The sequence below is a fragment of the Deinococcus seoulensis genome, assembly GCF_014648115.1.
Classification (GTDB): Bacteria; Deinococcota; Deinococci; order Deinococcales; family Deinococcaceae; genus Deinococcus; species Deinococcus seoulensis.
On the sequence record NZ_BMQM01000016.1, the window covers coordinates 67,831 to 85,559 of the forward strand.

At 71.1% G+C, this 17,729-nt stretch carries 17 protein-coding genes; 5 read left to right on the forward strand and 12 right to left on the reverse strand.

What is annotated here, in order from left to right; genetic code table 11:
* Window positions 1-6 precede the first annotated feature (6 nt).
* Complete coding sequence (locus IEY70_RS12280) at window positions 7-441, forward strand: response regulator (protein ID WP_373290782.1); 435 nt, start codon at window positions 7-9, stop codon at window positions 439-441.
* A 12-nt stretch (window positions 442-453) separates the two neighbouring features.
* Here IEY70_RS12280 and IEY70_RS12285 read toward each other — a convergent pair whose 3' ends face one another.
* The 5 genes from IEY70_RS12285 to IEY70_RS12305 form a co-directional block, all read right to left on the reverse strand.
* Entirely contained in the window at window positions 454-1,005 is a 552-nt protein-coding gene (locus IEY70_RS12285) for an HD domain-containing protein (RefSeq protein ID WP_189065309.1), read from the reverse strand.
* Window positions 1,006-1,041: 36 nt separating this feature from the next.
* Window positions 1,042-1,599, reverse strand: a complete 558-nt coding sequence (locus IEY70_RS12290; RefSeq protein ID WP_189065310.1) for an HNH endonuclease — start codon at window positions 1,597-1,599, stop codon at window positions 1,042-1,044.
* 127 nt (window positions 1,600-1,726) lie between these two features.
* The gene (locus IEY70_RS12295) at window positions 1,727-2,410 is read right to left on the reverse strand and encodes a MarC family protein (RefSeq protein ID WP_189065311.1); all 684 of its coding nucleotides are present in this window, start codon (window positions 2,408-2,410) and stop codon (window positions 1,727-1,729) included.
* 52 nt (window positions 2,411-2,462) lie between these two features.
* Window positions 2,463-3,230 (reverse strand): hypothetical protein, encoded by a 768-nt coding sequence (locus tag IEY70_RS12300; RefSeq protein ID WP_229777900.1) that lies wholly within the window; start codon window positions 3,228-3,230, stop codon window positions 2,463-2,465.
* Window positions 3,231-3,296: 66 nt separating this feature from the next.
* Window positions 3,297-3,707 (reverse strand): Fur family transcriptional regulator, encoded by a 411-nt coding sequence (locus IEY70_RS12305; protein ID WP_189065312.1) that lies wholly within the window; start codon window positions 3,705-3,707, stop codon window positions 3,297-3,299.
* Window positions 3,708-3,987: 280 nt separating this feature from the next.
* On the opposite strand from IEY70_RS12305, the gene IEY70_RS12310 reads away from it, so the two are divergent.
* The gene (locus IEY70_RS12310) at window positions 3,988-5,007 is read left to right on the forward strand and encodes a biotin--[acetyl-CoA-carboxylase] ligase (protein ID WP_189065313.1); all 1,020 of its coding nucleotides are present in this window, start codon (window positions 3,988-3,990) and stop codon (window positions 5,005-5,007) included.
* Between the two features lie 70 nt (window positions 5,008-5,077).
* Window positions 5,078-5,656: a biotin transporter BioY gene (locus IEY70_RS12315; RefSeq protein WP_373290783.1), complete on the forward strand. Its 579-nt coding sequence runs from the start codon at window positions 5,078-5,080 to the stop codon at window positions 5,654-5,656.
* Between the two features lie 238 nt (window positions 5,657-5,894).
* Here IEY70_RS12315 and recA read toward each other — a convergent pair whose 3' ends face one another.
* The 7 genes from recA to IEY70_RS12350 form a co-directional block, all read right to left on the reverse strand.
* Window positions 5,895-6,959 (reverse strand): recombinase RecA, encoded by a 1,065-nt coding sequence (recA, locus tag IEY70_RS12320; protein WP_189065315.1) that lies wholly within the window; start codon window positions 6,957-6,959, stop codon window positions 5,895-5,897.
* 9 nt (window positions 6,960-6,968) lie between these two features.
* Window positions 6,969-7,937: an RNA 2',3'-cyclic phosphodiesterase gene (thpR, locus tag IEY70_RS12325; RefSeq protein ID WP_189065316.1), complete on the reverse strand. Its 969-nt coding sequence runs from the start codon at window positions 7,935-7,937 to the stop codon at window positions 6,969-6,971.
* The gene (locus tag IEY70_RS12330; protein ID WP_189065317.1) at window positions 7,934-9,205 is read right to left on the reverse strand and encodes a CinA family nicotinamide mononucleotide deamidase-related protein; all 1,272 of its coding nucleotides are present in this window, start codon (window positions 9,203-9,205) and stop codon (window positions 7,934-7,936) included. Before IEY70_RS12330 ends, thpR begins: the two co-directional genes overlap by 4 nt.
* A gap of 148 nt (window positions 9,206-9,353) precedes the next feature.
* Window positions 9,354-9,683, reverse strand: a complete 330-nt coding sequence (locus tag IEY70_RS12335; protein WP_189065318.1) for a four-helix bundle copper-binding protein — start codon at window positions 9,681-9,683, stop codon at window positions 9,354-9,356.
* 102 nt (window positions 9,684-9,785) lie between these two features.
* Window positions 9,786-10,106 carry a hypothetical protein gene (locus IEY70_RS12340; RefSeq protein ID WP_189065319.1) on the reverse strand — a complete coding sequence of 107 codons (321 nt, stop codon included), beginning with the start codon at window positions 10,104-10,106 and terminating at the stop codon, window positions 9,786-9,788.
* Between the two features lie 72 nt (window positions 10,107-10,178).
* Window positions 10,179-11,696: a threonine ammonia-lyase, biosynthetic gene (gene ilvA, locus IEY70_RS12345; protein ID WP_229777901.1), complete on the reverse strand. Its 1,518-nt coding sequence runs from the start codon at window positions 11,694-11,696 to the stop codon at window positions 10,179-10,181.
* A gap of 527 nt (window positions 11,697-12,223) precedes the next feature.
* Window positions 12,224-13,384, reverse strand: coding sequence for an FAD-binding oxidoreductase/lyase (locus IEY70_RS12350; RefSeq protein WP_229777902.1), 1,161 nt, complete (start codon window positions 13,382-13,384; stop codon window positions 12,224-12,226).
* 181 nt (window positions 13,385-13,565) lie between these two features.
* Here IEY70_RS12350 and IEY70_RS12355 point away from each other — a divergent pair, with 181 nt between their 5' ends.
* Both IEY70_RS12355 and IEY70_RS12360 read left to right on the forward strand, forming a co-directional pair.
* Entirely contained in the window at window positions 13,566-14,849 is a 1,284-nt protein-coding gene (locus IEY70_RS12355) for a SpoIID/LytB domain-containing protein (RefSeq protein WP_189065322.1), read from the forward strand.
* A 144-nt stretch (window positions 14,850-14,993) separates the two neighbouring features.
* Window positions 14,994-17,720 (forward strand): LPS-assembly protein LptD, encoded by a 2,727-nt coding sequence (locus IEY70_RS12360; RefSeq protein WP_189065323.1) that lies wholly within the window; start codon window positions 14,994-14,996, stop codon window positions 17,718-17,720.
* Window positions 17,721-17,729 lie beyond the last annotated feature (9 nt).

Below are 17,729 nucleotides of genomic sequence, written 5' to 3' on the forward strand. Positions count from 1 at the left end.
TCCACCATGCAACCCATTGAAATCCTGCTGGTCGAGGACAACGAACCGGACGTCCTGCTGACCCTCGAAGCGTTCGAGGATTCCCGCGTGCCCAACCGCCTTCACGTCACCCGTGACGGTGTGGACGCCCTGCGCTTCCTGCGTGGCGAGGGTGAACACAGCGGCGCGCCCCGCCCGGACGTGATCCTGATGGACATCAACATGCCCCGCAAGACCGGCCTGGAAGTCCTGGAGGAAATCAAGGCCGACCCCGCACTGCGCAGCATTCCGGTCGTGATGCTCACCACCAGTCAGGCGGACGACGACGTGCGCGCCTCGTACGAACGGCACGCCAGCGGGTACGTGGTCAAACCCGTGGGGTTCGAGAACTTCCTGGGCGCCATGCGCGCCTTCGAGGCGTTCTGGTTGACCTTCGTGCGCTTCCCGCCCCGCGCGCCCTGAGCGGACCCGGCGTCAGGCTGGTTCGGGTGCGGGCGCCGCGTCCTGCATGGCCCGCAGCACCCGCGCCATGTGCTCGTCGAGCGGCACGCCCAGTTCACGGGCGCCCTGCTCGACCTCGTCGCGGTTGACGCCCGCCGCGAACGCCCGGTTTTTAAAGCGTTTTTTCAGGCTGGGCAGTTCCACCTGCCGCACGTCCCGGTCCGGGCGGACCAGCGCGGCCGCCTGCACCAGCCCGGTCAGTTCATCCACCGCGAACAGCGTCCGCGAGAGCCGCGACTCGCGGGGCGTGCCCGTGAAGGCCGCGTGACCCATGATCGCGTCCAGCACTTCCGGCGGGGTGTCGGTGTGCTCGCGCAGGAACGCCACGCCCCAGGTCGGGTGCTCCTCCGGATGCAACTCGTAATCGAAGTCGTGCAGCAGGCCCGCCACGGCGTACAGGTCCTCGTCCTCGCCCCAGTGGCGGGCGTAGACACGCATGGCGGCCTCCACGTTCAGCATGTGCCGCCGCAGCGACCCGGACGGAGTGTGCTCCAGCATCAACGCGTACGCCTGATCACGGTTCATACGGCAGTCTAGCGGCCAGCCACACGGGTGCCGGGGTCAGCCGCCCAGGTAACGGGTCCACTGCGGCTGCCAGTGCGCGAACTGCCCGTGGGCGTACACCCCGAAGGTGGGCGCGCGGGGGCGGGTGCGCAGCGGCATGGCGGCCTCCTCGGGCGTGCGGTTGCCCTTGCGCTGGTTGCAGGCGCGGCAGGCGGTCGTGACGTTCTCCCAGGTGTGCCGCCCGCCGCGCGAGCGGGGCAGGACGTGATCCAGCGTGAGTTCCTCCGGCGAGCCGCAGTACTGGCAGGCGAAGGTGTCGCGGCGCAGCACGTTGCGGCGGTTGAACGGCACCGGGTGCACGCGCGGGCGGCGCACGTAACGGCGCAGGCGGATCACGCTGGGCACGGTCATGACGGTGCTGGGCGAGCGGACCACGTCGGCGCTGTCCTCCAGAATCTCGGCCACGCCGTACTGCACCAGCGTGATGGCCCGCTTGGCACTCGTGACGTGCAGCGGCTCGTACGAGGCGTTCAGCACCAGCACGCGCGGCGCGTTCAGGTCGGCCGCGATACGGGGTATTCGGGTGTCTTCCTGCACGTCCTTTCTGGAGGTCATGCACGGCATTCTAAGGCGCGGCCGTCAGGTCAATGTTGCGCTGGGACGCTTAGTGAAGCCCGTCACACCCTGCGGCGAATGGCCTAGCGGGGGCCGGGTCAGCCCACGCCGCCTCAGCCCAGTCAGGTTAGCCCAGCCAGGGGAGCGTGCCGGGCAGCCACCCGGTCTTCAGGCCGCCCCGGATCAGTTCCAGCGTGCCGTCGGCCACGTACTGCACGGCCAGCGCGCCCAGCAGCACGCCCAGCACCCGCGTGACCACGTGCACGCCGGTCAGGCCGATCACCCGTGCGATCTGCCCGGACAGGCGCAGCGCCAGGTAGCACAGCAGCAGCACGGCGGCCGTCACCAGGAACACGGCCGTCAGCAGCAGCGGCGAGCCGTGCGCGTCCGCCGCGAGAATCATGATGCTGGCCAGCGTGCCCGGCCCCGCGATCAGCGGAATGGCCAGCGGGAACACGCTGATGTCCTCACGCTGCTGCGCCTCCTGCTCCTCCTCGGCGGTTTCCTTGCTGCCGCTGGGCCGCGCGAACACCATGTCCAGCGCGATCAGGAACAGCAGGATCCCGCCCGCAATCCGGAACGAACTGAGGCTGATGCCCAGGTGCTCCAGCAGCCCCCGCCCGAACAGCCCGAACAGCAGGATGATCCCGCCCGCCACCAGGCAGGCCTTGAGGGCCACGCGCCGCCGCTCGAAGCTCGGGCGGTTCCCGGCCAGCCCGATGAAGATGGGCGCCAGGCCCACCGGGTCCATGACGACCAGCATCGTCAGGAACGTCTGAAGGGCAATGCTGGAAAGTTCCGTCACGTTCACCGGACGAGCGTATCACCCGCCGCCCGGCGCGCCCCACACCCCCGGCGCGGGGTCAGGGAGTGGCAGGAGGTGTGCCCTGGGGCGCAGGCTCGGGCTGGGCGGGCGGACGGACGGCGGGCCGCACGTTGACCTCGATGGTGCCGGTCGCCTCGACGGTCTTCCCGCCCTGCGCGGTGCGGGCGCTGACGCCCACCGTGTAGGTGTTCACGGGCGCGCTGGCGGCCGCCGACACGGTCAGGCGGAAGGGTTCACCCGCCCGCACGCGCTCCGGCGTGACGGTCACGTTGATGCCGGGCGCGCTGCCCTGCGCCCGCACCGTGAACACGCCCGGATGCGTCTGCTGGGTGTACCCGCCCACCCGCGCCGTGAGTTCCTGCGACGTGCCCGCCACCAGCGACACGCTGCTGACACTGCCCCCGGCCTGCCCGTTCCCCTCCAGGCGGGACACGACCACGTACCCTCCGGCGCACCCGGTGCGGCGCAGCCCGCCGATGTCCTGCGCGCCCACGTACAGGGCGGGCAGCAGCGAGGCCAGCACCAGTCCCAGGCCCAGCGCCGCGCGGCGCGGACGGCGCCAGTTCGCGGCCGTGAACGCCAGCCCGCCCGGTCCCAGCAGCAGCGGTACCAGCAGCGCCAGCACGGTCCGGCCCTCGCAGGGACCGGTCAGCAGCGCGCCGCCCACGCCGCGCACCGCGAACGTCAGGGCCACCCCGGCCCCCCAGCCCAGCAGGAACGCCGGCAGGAACGAGCCCAGGCGGAAGGTAGGGAACTCCTGAAGGTCCGGGGTGGGCGAAACGGGCGGCTCGGGCGGCGGGGTCATGAGCGGCAGAGTACCGCCCGCACGCCGGGACGAACCGCCCCCACCGGCGCGGGGCGGGTGGGGGCCTTACCCGGCGGCGCCCGCTTCGGCCTGCGCGTGGCAGGCGGGGCACACGCCCAGGAATTCCAGGCGCACGTCGGTCACCTGGAACCCGGCGGGCAGGGCCGAGGCGGGCAGCGTGGGAATCACGGCGGCGTCCACGTCGAAGATCGCGCCGCAACCCCGGCAGACCGCGTGGTGGTGCGTGTCGCCCTCGTGCTTGTAGTCGTAGCGGGTGGCCTGCCCGGCGCGTTCCAGCGTGACCACCACGCCGTCGCGGACCAGGGCGTCCAGCGTGCGGTACACGGTGCCCAGGCTCACGCTGGGCAGTTGCTCGCGCACCTGGGCGTGAATCCAGGCGGCGTCCGGGTGGGACCGCGCGCCCTGAAGCACCTCGATCACCGCCGCCCGCTGCTTGGTCTGCCGCACCATCGTCATGCGCGCAGTCTAGCAAATGCCTCCTGACCCGCCCATGACGCGCGCGACAAAGCCCGCCGCGCCCCGCTCCGGTCCCGGCCGGCGGCCCGGTCTGGTACGGATTCCGTTTATTTCGTTGACAGATCGGAACACCACCGATCTGCCAACTCCACGTCCGGAATCCGTTTCTCTCCTACTCGCATCCGCTCGGATTGAATGGCTTATAAAGCCGTTCAATCGGAGTCCGTCTGAACCGGGTTCAGTTGCCTTCGTTCAGGAAAGCGCGTAGAACACTGAACGAATGCCTGAACGCCTCCTTCCCCTCCTGACCGACCGCGCCCAGACCGGCGACGCGCTCGGACAGGCCCTCGGCGTGAACCGCGTCACCGTGAACACCCTGGCCCGCCGCCTGATCGACAGCGGCGTGCCCGTGCAGGTCACCCGCGCCGGGTACGCCCTGCCGCCCGGCACGCCCGCCCCGCAACTGACCGCCCGCAGCGGCACGCTGGGACAGGCCATGCGCTACCACGGCACCGTCACCAGCACCCAGGACGCCCTGCGCGTCTGGGCCGACCACCCCGACCAGCCCGCCCCGCACGGCGCGGTCATGGTCGCCGAACGCCAGACCGCCGGGCGGGGCCGCCGGGGCCGCACCTGGGACACCACCAACGGCACCCTGGTCTTCAGTGTGCTGCTGACCACCGGCCCGCACGGCGCGCCCCTGACCCTGGCCGACCTGCCCCTGATGCCCCTGGCCGCCGGGGTGGCCGTGCACCGCGCCGCCGGGACGGGCGGCCTGAAATGGCCGAACGACCTGCTCGCCCCGAACGGCCGCAAACTGGCGGGTATCCTGCTCGAAGCGGACCTGCGCGGCGAGGAAGCACGCCGGGTCGTGATCGGCATCGGCGTGAACGTCACGGCCGCCCCGCAGGACGCCGCGCACCTGAGCGCCCTGCATACCCCCGGCACCCCGGAACCCACCCGCGCCGCCCTGCTGGGCACGCTGCTGCGCGAACTGGAACGCGCGCTGGCCGCCCCGCCCGAACAGACCCTGAACGACTGGCGGGCCGCGAACGTCACGCTGGGCCGCCCGGTCCGCATTCAGACGCACGCGGGCCTGCTGGAAGGCACCGCCACCGACCTCGACGCGCAGGGCAGCCTGATCGTCACCACGTCCGCCGGGCCGCGCACCGTCAGCGCCGGGGACGTGCAACTGATCGGCAGCCTCGGCCCCGATCAGCCCAGCCCCGATCAGTCCAGCCCGGACGCCTCCCGTCCGGCTGCCGACGCGCCGGAAGGCGGCAGCGGCCCGGCCCCCTGAACGGCACCCGGCCAGACCGCTGACCGTCCATCCCACCCCACACCCCCCGCAAGGAGAGACCACCATGACCATGACCCACCCCACCCTGGCCCGCCAGCTGGCCCCCACCCCCAGCGCCCTGCGCGACCTGCTGCTGATCGGCGGCGGCGCGGCCTTCATCGCGCTGCTCGCCCAGGCCGAGGTGCCCCTGCAACCCGTCCCCATGACCCTCCAGACGCTGGGCGTGCTGCTGGTCGGCGCGGCCCTCGGCTGGAAACGCGCCTTCGCCGCCGTGCTGCTGTACGCCCTGGCCGGAGCGGCCGGACTGCCCGTGTACGCCGGGGGGGCCAGCGGCTTCATGAACACGGCTGGCACCGGCCTGCGCGCCAGCATCGGGTACGTCATCAGCTGGCCCTTCGCGGCCGCTCTGGTCGGATTCCTGGTGGAACGCTTCGGCCTGGACCGCCGTTTCCTGGGCACCTGCCTCGCCATGCTGGCCGGCAGCGCCGTCATCTACGCCATCGGCCTGCCCGTCCTGGGCGCCATCACCGGCCTGAAGGGCGCGGCCCTCATGACCGCCGGCCTGACCCCCTTCATCATCGGCGACAGCATCAAGCTGCTGCTGGCCGCGCTGCTGCTGCCCACCGCCTGGCAGTTCGTCCGTAAATAAGGTTCGTCCGCCGGTAAGCTGCCGCAGGCAGTGAAAAAGCCCCCCACCTTCACCTGGGTGGGGGGCTTTGCCTGGGCGTGGGTTGTCGATGTCTCCCGTATGGAAACCCCACCCCGAAGCGTGCGCCCAGTCTGCGCCGGGCGGCACTGGCACGGCATCCGCCGAAAGAGGGATGGCCGGGTAGGCCAGATGGGGGAGAGGCGCGCATGTGCCCTCTCCCCTCACCTTTCAACCGTCCTTATTCGGAAATGGGTTTGGTGGGCAGTTCCGGGGCGTTCCCGGTGCGGATGGCGGTCAGGACGCGTTCGCGGATCTCGTTTTCCATCTCGGGACGCTCGGCGATGTACGCGATGGCCTTCTCCTTGCCCTGGCCGATGCGTTCGTCGCCGTACGAGTAGAAGCTCCCGGCCTTCTTGATGATGTCCATGTCGCTGGCAAGCGTGACAAGGTCACTGAGTTGGTCGAAGCCCTTGCCGTACACCAGGGCCAGTTCGACTTCCTTGAAGGGCGCGGCGACCTTGTTCTTCACGGTCTTGACCTTCACGGTGTTCGCGACGGCGTCGTTCCCGACCTTGATGGGCTGCCCGATCTTGCGGACGTCCAGGCGCACGGAGGCGTAGAACTTCAGGGCGCGGCCGCCGGTGGTGGTTTCCGGGTTGCCGTACATCACGCCGATCTTCTCGCGGACCTGGTTGATGAAGATGGCGGCGGTGTTCGTCTTGCTGAGAATCCCGGTCAGCTTACGCAGCGCCTGACTCATGAGGCGGGCCTGCAGGCCGGGGAGGCTGTCGCCCATCTCGCCCTCGATCTCGGCGCGGGGGGTCAGGGCGGCGACCGAGTCGACGACGACGATGTCGATGGCGCCGCTGCGGACCAGCAGTTCCATGATTTCCAGCGCCTGCTCGCCGTTATCGGGCTGCGAGACGAGCAGTTCGTCGGTGTTCACGCCGAGCGCGCGGGCGTACACGGGGTCCAGGGCGTGTTCGGCGTCGATGAACGCGGCGGTCCCGCCGGCCTTCTGGGACTGCGCGATGATGCTCAGGGCCAGGGTGGTCTTCCCGCCGGATTCCGGGCCGTAGATCTCGGTGACGCGGCCCTTGGGGATGCCGCCCACGCCGAGGGCGAGGTCGAGGCTGAGGCTGCCGGTGCTGATGGTCTGCACGTCGAGTTTGCTCTCGGCGCCGAGTTTCATGATGCTGCCCTTGCCGAACGCCTTCTCGATCTGGCTCATGGCGGTGTCGATGGCCTTGGCGCGTTCCTTGGCGTCGGTGGGGGCGGCAGTGATCTCTTTTTCCTTGCTCATGGGGTCTCCTTACTGGTTGTCCGGGGCGGCCTGCGGGGCCGGGGAGGTCGTGGTGGGCGCGGTGCTGGGTTCGGTCGTGCTGGGTTCAGCGGAGGTGGGTTCAGTGATTGATTCAGTGGTGGGTTCTGTGGGGAGCGGCGCGCGGAACCGGAAGGTGCTGGCGGTCTCGTAGATGGGACCGGTCTTGCGCAGGATGCTGCGGTACAGGACCGCGCCGCCCGCCTGCCAGTTCTGCGTGAAGATCAGCGGCGGCACGCGCGGCGCCGGGCCTTTCTTGCGCGCCAGGGTGATGTGCCCCTTGAACGGTTGGTCATCGGTGCGCAGGCCCAGTTCGTGAATGCCGTCGCGCAGCGCCTGCGCCAGTTCAGTCAGGCCCTCGGCCTCGACCTTCACGAACCACACGCGCGGGCTGCCCTCGTTGGGGTGGTAGCCGGTGCCGCGCAGGTGCACCTGCATGGGCGCGAGGTCCTGCATCAGCCGCACCCCCAGGCGCTTGAGATCGTCCACGCGGTCGTTCGGCACGGCCGGCAGGTACGCCAGCGTGACGTGCATCTGGTCGGCGTTCACGTTGCGCCAGTTGCCACGCAGTTTGCGCTGCGCCTCCCGGATCGGCCCAGCGAGGTTCGCGGGAACCTTCAGCGCGAAGAACAGCCGCTGCGTGCCCGGAGGCTGGTGGTTGTCGTCGCCGCGCTCCTGCCCGGCCGCGCCGCCCGGTTTCGCGGCGCCCGGCCTGGCGGGGCGGGGCGGACGCTCGCCACGGGGGGCGCCTGCCTCGCGCTGCTCACGGGCGGTCTTCTCACGGCTGTCCTTCTCACGGCTGTCTTTCTTCTGGGGGCTGTCCTTCCGGTGGGCTGCTGCCCTGGGCCTTCCCTTCTGCTGGGCGGCCTGCCGTGCCTCGGCCAGGGCGCTCTGCAGGGCGCTGCGGCCGTCCTGCGGGGCGGCGGGTTCTGGTTTACGGGCGGTTTTCTTGATCTTCATGCGGTCCTTCCTTCGGGCCGCTGGTCGGGGGCCGGGGTGGGGGAGAGTTCGGCGGGGACGCTCAGGGCGCGGCGCAGCAGCGACAGGGCGCTCACGGCGGCGCGTTCCCGCACCTGCGCGGCGTCGCCGGGCCAGTTGACGTGCAGGGTGTCCTGTTGCGGGTCGCGGCCGTCCTGCGGGACGTTCACGGCCACGAAGGCCTGCCCGGCCCGCTCGCCGGTCGTGGCGACGACCACCGCGAGGCCCACGTCGGCCCCCAGGTGTTCGCGCGCCCCGGCGGCCAGTTCACGGGCGGCCTGCTCGCTGACGAGACCCTGGTCGCGCAGCGTGACGGGCGTGAGGCCCAGCGTGATCAGCCGCGCGTGGTCCTGCGTGACGGCGGCGTCCAGGAAGCCCGGCTGGTCGGCCAGCAGCGTGCAGAGCATTCCGGCACTGCCGGCCTCAATCACGCCCAGCGTGCGGTTCTGCAAGGCTCCCTGCGCGGCCCCGGCGAGGGTCTGGTCGTCCTCGCCCCAGGTCCAGCGGGACAGCAGTTCGCGCACGCGCTGCCGGACCGGGTGCAGCAGCGCCGCCGCCTGATCGCGGTCCGGGGCGCTGGCGGCCACGCGCACGTCCACGCCGGTCGCGCGGGCGTACGTGGCGACGCTGGGGTTCGCCTGCCGGGTCAGGTCGCCCAGCAGCTCGGCGAGGTTACTCTCGCCGATGCCCTGCGTGTGAATGGTGGTGTGTTCCAGCGCCGCGCCGGGCAGCGGCAGGCGCGGCAGCACCTGCTCGCGCCACATGCGCTGCATCTCGCGGGGCGGGCCGGGCAGCGCGACCAGCAGCTTCGGCGTGCCGCGCGTGGTCCGCACGAACCAGCCGGGCGCGGTCCCGACCGGGTTGGGCAGGGCCTCGGCGCTGGGAATCAGCCACGCCTGCTTGCGGTTGATTTCGGGCATGACGCGCCCGCGCGATTCGTACAGGCCGCGCAGGTGCGCGAGTTGATCGGGGTCTTCGGTGGGAGTCTCGTTCAGGGCGGCGGCGATGGCCTCGCGGGTCAGGTCGTCGTCGGTGGGTCCCAGGCCGCCGCCCAGGATCACCAGGTCCGCGCGGTCCAGGGCCGTGCCGATGGCGTCGGTCAGGCGGGGCAGGTTGTCTCCCAGCACGGTCTTGCGGTGCAGGGTGACGCCGCGCGCCCCGAGTTCACGGGCGAGGAACGCGGCGTTACTGTCGACGATCTCGCCGAACAGCAGCTCCGTGCCCACGCTGATAATTTCTGTTAGAAGCATAACAACCTCGGCGCAGTATAGGCCAAAGCGAAACGTACGTCCAGTGAATCACCAGACGTACGCACAGGGCAGAGGGGCGTCATCCGTCCAGTCTACCCCCAGGCCATGACCGGCCAGACCACCCCGACCAGCCCCGCATTAACCGCGTTCAGGCCGCCATTTTCCGGCAGGCTTCCTCGCAGCGGCGGCACGCCTCGGCGCAGCGCTGGCAGTGCTCATGACTGTGCTGACCGCACTCGGCCGCACACGCCGCGCAGGCCTCGGCGCACAGCGCGCACGCCCGCGCATGCACCGCGCTGCCCCGCATCAGCAACCGCGCCGTCAGGGCACACACGTCCGCGTAGTCCCGGTCCAGCCGGATGCAGCCGCGCATCATGTCGATATCCGGCTCTGACAGGCACGCCGTCGCGCACGCCTCACACGCCGCCACGCACGCCAGACACGCATCGATGCACTCCTGAATCAGCTGTTTGTCCATACTCCACCGTTTCACACCCCACCCCCGGAAGGGTAGGAGGAAACTTCAGGGGGCATGAGGGCCGCGTAGAACCGACCTTCATCGGACCTGTCACCCCGAGGGTCAGCGGTTCACGAGTTCCGCCACCCATGCCCCGGACAGTTCGCGGTCGTCACGTACCTGCCCGGCCGCGCTGGCGTGCGCCGTGAAGCGCGACACCGGCCACTCGTGCCCGGCGGCACTCAGCACGTACGACCCGTGCTCGGACGCTCCGGTCACGCGGCGCCCGGAATCCCGGAACCGCACCGTGACCTCCGTTCCCACCGGAAGCGCTTCCAGTACAGAGTCGGTCACCTCGCCCTGAAAGGAACGCGCCGGGTCCGTCGCCTCGCCCAGCCACGCCCCACGCAGCCCCACCGTCACACTCGCACCCGAATCAGTCATGCCTCATCACGACACACCTGCACCCGCCGGGGGTGAGGGCGCCCCCACCCCCCCTTCATGCGCCCCCAACGCTCAGGTCAGGAACAACCGGTACGCCGGATTGGCCGTCATGTCCACCGCCGGGTACCCCAGCCCCGCCAGGAACGCCGCGAACGCCGCCTCATCCCCGGCCGGGACCTGAAGGCCCGCCAGCACCCGCCCATGCGCCGACCCATGATTCCGGTAGTGGAACAGGCTGATGTTCCAGCGCCCATGCAGGTGCGTCAGGAACTCCAGCAGCGCCCCCGGCCGCTCCGGGAACGTGAACGAGTACACCCGCTCATCCGTCGCCTCCGGCGCCCGGCCCCCCACCATGTGCCGCACATGCACCTTGGCCAGCTCATCCTCCGTCAGGTCCGTCACCGCGTAGCCCAGCCCGACCAGCCCCGCCACCAGCTCCGCCCGCTGCCCCGCGCGGGCCAGTTGCACGCCCACGAAAATCTGGGCCTCCTCACGCGGCGCGAACCGGTAGTTGAACTCCGTGATCGCCCGCGCCCCCAGCGCCTCCATGAACTCCCGGTACGCCCCCGGCCGCTCCGGAATCGTCACCGCCAGAATCGCCTCGCGCTGCTCACCCACCTCGGCCCGCTCCGCCACGTGCCGCAACCGGTCGAAATTCACGTTCGCGCCGCACGTCAGACCCACCAGCGTCTCGCCGCGCACGCCCCGCTCGGCCACGTACTTCTTCAGGCCCGCCACCGCCAGCGCCCCCGCCGGTTCCATCACGGCCCGCGTATCGTCGAACACGTCCTTGATCGCCGCGCACACCTCATCCGTGTTCACCCGCACCCAGTCATCCACGTACCGGCGCGTCAGATCGAACGTGAACGCCCCCACCTGCTTGACCGCCACGCCATCCACGAAAATCCCCACCGAATCCAGCCGCACCCGCTCCCCGGCCCGCACCGACTGGAACATCGCGTCACTGTCATCCGGCTCCACGCCCACGATCCGGATATCGGGCCGCAGCGCCTTCAGCACCCCCGCCACCCCCGCAATCAGGCCGCCGCCGCCCACCGGCACGAACACCGTCACCGGCCCGTCCACCTCCACCTGCCGGAGCAACTCCAGCGCCACCGTTCCCTGCCCCGCCAGCACCAGCGGATCATCGTACGGATGCACGAACGTCAGACCCAACTCCCGCTGCAACTCGAACGCCCGCGCCTCCGCGTCACTGAACGAATCACCGAACAGCACCACCTCCGCCCCCCGCGCCCGGCACGCCCCCACCTTGATCTCCGGCGTCGTCGCGGGCATCACGATCACTGCCCGCACCCCCAGCTTCTGCGCCGCGAACGCCACCCCCTGCGCGTGATTCCCAGCCGACGCACAGATCACCCCACGCGCCCGCTCCTCCGCCGTCAGCTGAGCCATCTTGTTATAAGCGCCCCGCAACTTGAACGAAAAGATCGGCTGCAGATCCTCCCGCTTCAGCAGCACCCGGTTCCCCAGCCGCGCACTCAACGACGGCGTCTCACTCACCGGCGTCTCGATCGCCGCGCCGTACACCTTGCTCGTCAGCGCCAGCCGCAGCACATCCATCGCGTCCATCTCACCCGGTTTGAACTCCCTGACCTGCATCACCACGCATCACCCCTTGCTCAGTCCGAACGAAAGAAAAACCCCCACCAGCAGCGGGTGGGGGACGATTGGCAGCGCGCAGGCCGTCAGGCGTTCACCCCTGACCAGCCCGTAATTCGCGCCGCTCTCATGGGCGACAGCTTAGGCGCCAGCGGCGGCGGGCGGGTGGGGAAGGGGTAGACAACAGGGGGGCACCTTCCCGTGTGTTTCCCCACCCCCCAGCCCCCTCCCCCAGGGGGGCAGGGGGAGCAGCGTTGCACTGGGCAGGTATTTCGCGGGCGTTCGTGGTGGGTGATCGGGCGGGGACGGCCACGCCTCACACGCCATCCTCCGATTTCGCCGCGTGCGCCCCGCGCGCTGCGCGCACGACGGGCCTGGTTGCCATGACCGTTGTAGCGGTATCTGTCCTGGCTCCCCTTGAGGGGAGCTGTCAGCGAAGCTGACTGAGGGGTCCTGCGAAGCAGATGTGTTGCCCAATCACCCTCACTTCCCAATTCCTACGTCCCAGCCAGTTGCTGCGCGAGTGTCTGGGCGGTGTGTGGGCCGAGGGTGTCGGCGTGGGGGCCGCCGAGGAGGAGGGTGGTGTGGGGGTCGAGGGGTTCGTGGGTGGGTGGGGCGTGGGGGGTGCCGTGGGGGAGGGCGACCCAGCTGCCGGGGATGTCGCTGAGGCTGCGGCCCAGGTGCAGCCCCGGTGTGGCGAGGACAGGGAGGGCGTCCATGAGACCGACGAGGTCTTCGAGGGTTTCGCGGCGCAGGCCGGTGGGCACGCCGGTCAGGTGGCCGCCAGTGGGGGCGTAGCCGTGCGGGTCGCGGTGGTGGATGGCGGGGTGCAGGGTGTACGCGCCGTGCTGGGGAGTGAGGGTCAGTCCGGCGTGGTGCAGGGTGGGGCTGGTGGGGGTGCTGGGGGCGTTCAGGTGCGGGGTCTGCTGGTAGGCGCGGGCGTGGCGGGTGTGAATGCCGAGGTGGTGTTCGGCCTGGGTGGGGGCGTCGGCGCCGGTGGCGAGAATGACGTGCCGGGCGCGGAGGGTGTGGGTTTCGTGCGTGATGATCTGGTGGGTGTTGGTGACGGTCAGGCGTTCGGCGGTGACCACTCCGGCGGGGTGGGGGGCGGCGCGGGTGTTGAGCATCAGGTGCGCGCCGGCGCGGATGGCGGTCTGCGCGGCGTTCAGGGCGAGCGTGCCGGGGCGGTAGGTCAGGGCGTGCGGGTCGGTGGTGGCGTGCGTGAGGACCCCGGGGTCGATCAGGGCGAGGCTGTCCGGGTGGCCCTCCAGGGCGTCTGCGGTGGGCACGCTGCCGGGGGCGGGGTGGGTGTGCAGGGTGATGTGGGGGCGGGGGGTGGGCTGGCCGAGTTCCTCGATCAGGGCGCGGCTGGCGTGCGCGGCGGGGTGCTGGTCGGGGGTCAGGTGCGCGGTGGTCCACACGCCGGGCGCGAGGATGGTGTGGCCTTCCTCGTTGGGCAGGCCGCCCTGTTCGATCAGCAGCAGGCGCGTCTGGGGCGCGGCGCGCGTCAGGGCCAGGGTCAGGAGGCTGCCCATGCGGCCGGCGCCGATCACGATGAAGTCGTAGTGCGTGCCGTCCGGGCGGGGGGCGGGCGGCGTGAACGGCTGGCCGACGTGTGCCCAGACGTGGCCGGGTGGGGTGGGGGCGTCGGGGGTCATGCCGGGCATGATGGCGCGGCGGTGGGGTGCGGCGGGTGGGGCGTGCGTTCACGTCACGTCCACCGTGGGGTGTGTCCGGCCTGTGGTGTATCTGGCCTGTGCGTCTGGCCTGGGTGGCGGCGGGGCTCTCACGGTTCTGTCAGGCGCGTGCTGGGCGGCGTGGGTATACTCGGCCTTGATCATGCGTTCATGTCTGCGTCTCGGCGCTTCTCTGCTGTCCACGCTGCTGCTGGGCCTGGGCGGCGCGTCTGCCCTGAACGTGCGCGTGCTGGTGGCGGCCGCGCCGCAACTCACGGTGCGCGTGCCGTCCTCACCGGCCCCCGTGACAGGCGTGCCGGGATCGGTCTCGGGCGCGCTGCCGTCCACCACGCTGCCCACGCAGGCATGGACGGTGGGGGTGTCCGGGTCGGGCGCGGCGGCGCAACTGACCCTGAACGGCCAGCCGACCGGCAGCGCCACCCTGTACCTGCCGCCCGGCGCGGGCCGCACGGTCGAGATCGCCGGAACCACCTACCGGGGCGGCGTGCAGCTGCGCATCGAGCGGGGCGGCGTGCAGGGCATCAACGTGGTGGACATCGAGGAGTACCTGCGGGCCGTGGTTCCGGCCGAGATGCCCGCCTCGTGGCCGTCGGCGGCGGTGCAGGCGCAGGCGGTGATCGCGCGGACGTACGTGTCGGCCCGCATCAACCCGGCCGCGCCGTACGACACCTGCGCCACCGAAAGCTGCCAGGTGTACCCGGGCGTCAGGGCCGAGAAGCCCGCCTCGGACGCCGCCGTGGCCGCCACGCGCGCGCAGGTCGTGGCGTTCGGCGGCCGGGCGGCCAGCACGTACTTCAGCAGTGATTCCGGCGGGTTCACGGCCTCCAGCGCCGAGGTGTGGGGCACGGACCTTCCGTACCTGACGGCCCGCCCGGACCCGTTCTCGGCCGGGAGTCCGCGTGCCAGCTGGCAGGTGAGCGTGCCGCTCGCGAAGGTGCAGGCGGTCGCGGCGCAGTACGGCGCGAAGACGGGCGCGCTGACCAGCGTGACCGTCACGCGCCTGAGCGAGTCGGGCCGCCCGGCCGAGATCATGCTGGTGGGCGCTTCGGGCGCCATGAAACTCAGCGGCGCGAACGCCGGGGGCTTCGTGCGGTCGCTGGGCGCGTCGGGCACGCGCGTGACCCTGGCGGGCCTGAACCCGCTGGTCATCACGGGCAGCGGCGCGGGGCACGGCGTGGGCCTCTCGCAGTACGGGGCGCTGGGACTGGCGCGCGCCGGGTACGACCACCTGCACGTGCTGGGCTTCTACTACCCGGGCACGGTGCTGGGCACCCTGACCGGCGCGCGGCCCACCACCCTGCCCGCCGAGCGGCCCGTGCTGGCGATGGGCGCGGCCCTGCCCACCCCAGAGCTGCCACTGCCCGCCCTGCCGCTGCCTGCCGCTGCCCCGGTCCTGGCGACGGCGCTGTGGACGGCCGCTGAATGATACGGATTCCGTCTGTTTCGCTGACAACCCGGAACTTCACCGGATTGCCAGCTCCACGTCCGGAACCCGCTTCTCTTCCACTCGCATCCGCTCGGATTGAATGGTCTTTGCCGCCCATTCAATCGGAGTCCGAATGAGCCGCCCATGACGCGTCGCCGCCGCCGTGGGCGGCTGCGGGCCGCGCTGCTGGGCCTGGGCCTGCTGGGTGGTCTGCTGGGCGGCGCGCAGGCCCGCACGGTGAAGATCATCTCGGCCGACACGCTGGAACTGCGGCAGGTGGACGACCAGGAACTGGTGATCATCACGGGCGACGTCGAACTGCGCGTGGATGACGACGTGGTCCGCGCGCGGCGCGTGGAGTTCAACCGCACGCGCCGCACCCTGACTCTGATCGGCGCGGCCAGTTACCGCAGCGCCGGGGACGGCCAGAACCTCAGCGGCGAGAACCTAGTCGTGGAACTCGGGCAGGAGCAGGTGACGGGCGAGGACGTGCTGATCAGCGACGCGCAACTGGAAATTCGCGGTCAGGAGATAGAGCGCATTCCGGGGCAGCTGCGCGCCACGGGCGGGTACTTCACGACCTGCGCCCGCTGCGGCCGCACACCGAACGATTTCGCGTTCCGCGCCGAGCGGCTGCTGCTGTACCCCGGCGACCGGCTGGTCGCGTACCGCGCGCAACTGCTGCTGGCCGACGTGCCCGTGCTGTTCCTGCCGGTGCTGGTACTGCCCCTGAACGACCCGGAACGCCAGCCGCGCCTGGAAGTCGGGCGGGACGCCACCGACGGCCTCACCGTGCAGGCCGACCTGCCGTTCAGTATCGGCAGCAGTACGCTGGGTACCACGCTGCTGCGCTACTACCAGAACCGCGACCCCGGCCTGGGCCTGGGCGTGAGCCTGCGCTCGTACGGGCCGCTGGCGTGGGTGGACCGCGTGAACCTGTACACCCTGGCGAACCCCCGCCCGGTGGGCAGCAGCGGCTACGACCTGGACCTGAACTTCGGCGTGCGGGGCCGCGTGCCGCTGGAACTGGCACTGCGCGACCTGGATTACACGCTGGGCGTCACGCGCAGCGACATCGGGCGGGGCGACACCGACCCGCAGCGGGGCGTCACGAACGTCACGTTCGGCGCGAAGGTGGACTACCCGCTGTTCACGGCGGAATTCAACTACGTGAACCGCTTTGGCCCGGAACCCACCACGGCCCTGAGTGCGCCTCTGAAACTCCCGGAAGTCACGGTGGACCCCAAGGTGTACACGAACGGGAACCTCAGCGCGGACTTCCGCGTGAGTGCCGGGCGGTACACCGGGGCCAGCAACCCGCTGTCGCGCAGCGCGTCGGCGCAGGGCGTGAACATCACCACCGAACGCCTGGAGGAGCAGCACAGCCTCGCGTACACCGCCAGACCCTGGCAGAACGCGGACCTGAGCCTCAGCAACACCTTCACCGGGCGGTACTACGGCACGGGCGCCCGCACGGTGCAGCTGAACCTGGGCGCGACCCTCACGCAGCGGTTCAACACCACCAACACCGTCAGCGTGGGCGCGGCGTACCTGCGTACCGAGGGCACCAGTCCCTTCGCGTTCGACGCGCTGTACGGCCGGACCCTCAGCGCCCCCCTGAGCGTCACTCTGTCCACCGTGCCCGTGCGGGACGTGACGTTCGGCGTGTCGTACAGCCGCGACCTCTTCCTGAAGGACGACCAGCAGAAGCCCGCGACCTTCACGCTGGGCGTGAACCGCAGCCCTCTGAACCTCAACGCGACCAGCACCGTGGACCTCACGGACCGCGAACTGGAGACCTTCTCGTACTCCGCGACCCTCAGCAACACCGCCGGGAACAGCACCCTGCCGCTGGCACCGACCGGCGCGGCAGGAAGCGTGAAGGCCGCGCCGCGCCCGCAGTGGCCGTCCACGCTGGCCCTGACCGCGCAGGGCGGCTACGACCGCACGACCGGGCCGCGCCCGTTCACGGTCAGTGGCACGGTCAGCGGCGACGTGCGCACCAACAACTTCACGGTCAGTGTCACGCACAACGTCAGCACCCCGGTCATCAACGAGGCCCGCGTGAACTACTCGCTGTCACGCACCAGCGACACCGTCCTGAACCCCCTGACCCTCAGCGGCACCGAGCGCCTGCTGCCGCCCACCGGGCAGCTCATCGGGGACGCCAGCCTGACCTGGCGGGGCCGCTACCGCCTGAGCACCGCGCACAGCCTGTACCTGACCCGCCCGGCCGGCGCGACCAGTAACGGCACCCTGAGCGTCAGCGCCGGCACCGTGCAGGGCAGCGCCACCAACTGGAACGTCACGTACGGCGGCCCGTACGATCTGGTGCGCGGCGGGTTCACGCAACCCACCCTGACCGGCAGCCTGAACGCCACCCGCCCCGGCCAGCGCCTCGCACTCGGCGCGACCCTGAACACGCCGGGCCTGGACCAGCCGCGCACCGAACTGACCCGCGCCAGCCTGGACGCCTCCTGGCAGTTCGGGAGCCGCGCCGCCCTGTCCGGCCGGGGCACGTATGCCCGCACCCGCAGCGGCACCTACCCCGACGACCGCGCCACCGACACCCTGACCCTGGACCCGCTGCGGCTCAGCGTGGGCCTGGGCCGCAGCGGGCAGCCGCCCGGCGCGTACCTGAGCGGCAGCCTGCGCCAGACCTTCACCTGGGTGGACGGCGTGCGGCAGAACCCCGCGCCGCTCTCCCCGGTGCTGGGCCTGACCATCGACCGCTGCTGCTGGGCACTCCAGGCCGAGGCGGACCTGGGTCTGCGCCGCTACCGCGTGGCCGTGGGCCTGCCCGGGCAGTCGTTCTACCCGCTGTTCGACCTGACCGGCGACGGCCTGAGCGTGCCGCTCATCAACCCCTGACCCCACCAC

Excerpts from the sequence above, each read along its gene's own strand:
- IEY70_RS12335 (WP_189065318.1), bottom strand. The coding sequence starts at position 9,683 with ATGGACAAACAGCTGATTCAGGAGTGCATCGATGCGTGTCTGGCGTGC.
- IEY70_RS12300 (WP_229777900.1), bottom strand. The coding sequence starts at position 3,230 with ATGACCCCGCCGCCCGAGCCGCCCGTTTCGCCCACCCCGGACCTTCAG.
- IEY70_RS12310 (WP_189065313.1), top strand. The coding sequence starts at position 3,988 with ATGCCTGAACGCCTCCTTCCCCTCCTGACCGACCGCGCCCAGACCGGC.
- IEY70_RS12315 (WP_373290783.1), top strand. The coding sequence starts at position 5,078 with ATGACCCACCCCACCCTGGCCCGCCAGCTGGCCCCCACCCCCAGCGCC.
- IEY70_RS12290 (WP_189065310.1), bottom strand. The coding sequence starts at position 1,599 with ATGACCTCCAGAAAGGACGTGCAGGAAGACACCCGAATACCCCGTATC.
- ilvA (WP_229777901.1), bottom strand. The coding sequence starts at position 11,696 with ATGGACGCGATGGATGTGCTGCGGCTGGCGCTGACGAGCAAGGTGTAC.
- IEY70_RS12330 (WP_189065317.1), bottom strand. The coding sequence starts at position 9,205 with ATGCTTCTAACAGAAATTATCAGCGTGGGCACGGAGCTGCTGTTCGGC.
- IEY70_RS12285 (WP_189065309.1), bottom strand. The coding sequence starts at position 1,005 with ATGAACCGTGATCAGGCGTACGCGTTGATGCTGGAGCACACTCCGTCC.
- recA (WP_189065315.1), bottom strand. The coding sequence starts at position 6,959 with ATGAGCAAGGAAAAAGAGATCACTGCCGCCCCCACCGACGCCAAGGAA.
- thpR (WP_189065316.1), bottom strand. The coding sequence starts at position 7,937 with ATGAAGATCAAGAAAACCGCCCGTAAACCAGAACCCGCCGCCCCGCAG.
- IEY70_RS12360 (WP_189065323.1), top strand. The coding sequence starts at position 14,994 with ATGACGCGTCGCCGCCGCCGTGGGCGGCTGCGGGCCGCGCTGCTGGGC.
- IEY70_RS12355 (WP_189065322.1), top strand. The coding sequence starts at position 13,566 with ATGCGTTCATGTCTGCGTCTCGGCGCTTCTCTGCTGTCCACGCTGCTG.
- IEY70_RS12305 (WP_189065312.1), bottom strand. The coding sequence starts at position 3,707 with ATGACGATGGTGCGGCAGACCAAGCAGCGGGCGGCGGTGATCGAGGTG.
- IEY70_RS12350 (WP_229777902.1), bottom strand. The coding sequence starts at position 13,384 with ATGACCCCCGACGCCCCCACCCCACCCGGCCACGTCTGGGCACACGTC.
- IEY70_RS12340 (WP_189065319.1), bottom strand. The coding sequence starts at position 10,106 with ATGACTGATTCGGGTGCGAGTGTGACGGTGGGGCTGCGTGGGGCGTGG.
- IEY70_RS12280 (WP_373290782.1), top strand. The coding sequence starts at position 7 with ATGCAACCCATTGAAATCCTGCTGGTCGAGGACAACGAACCGGACGTC.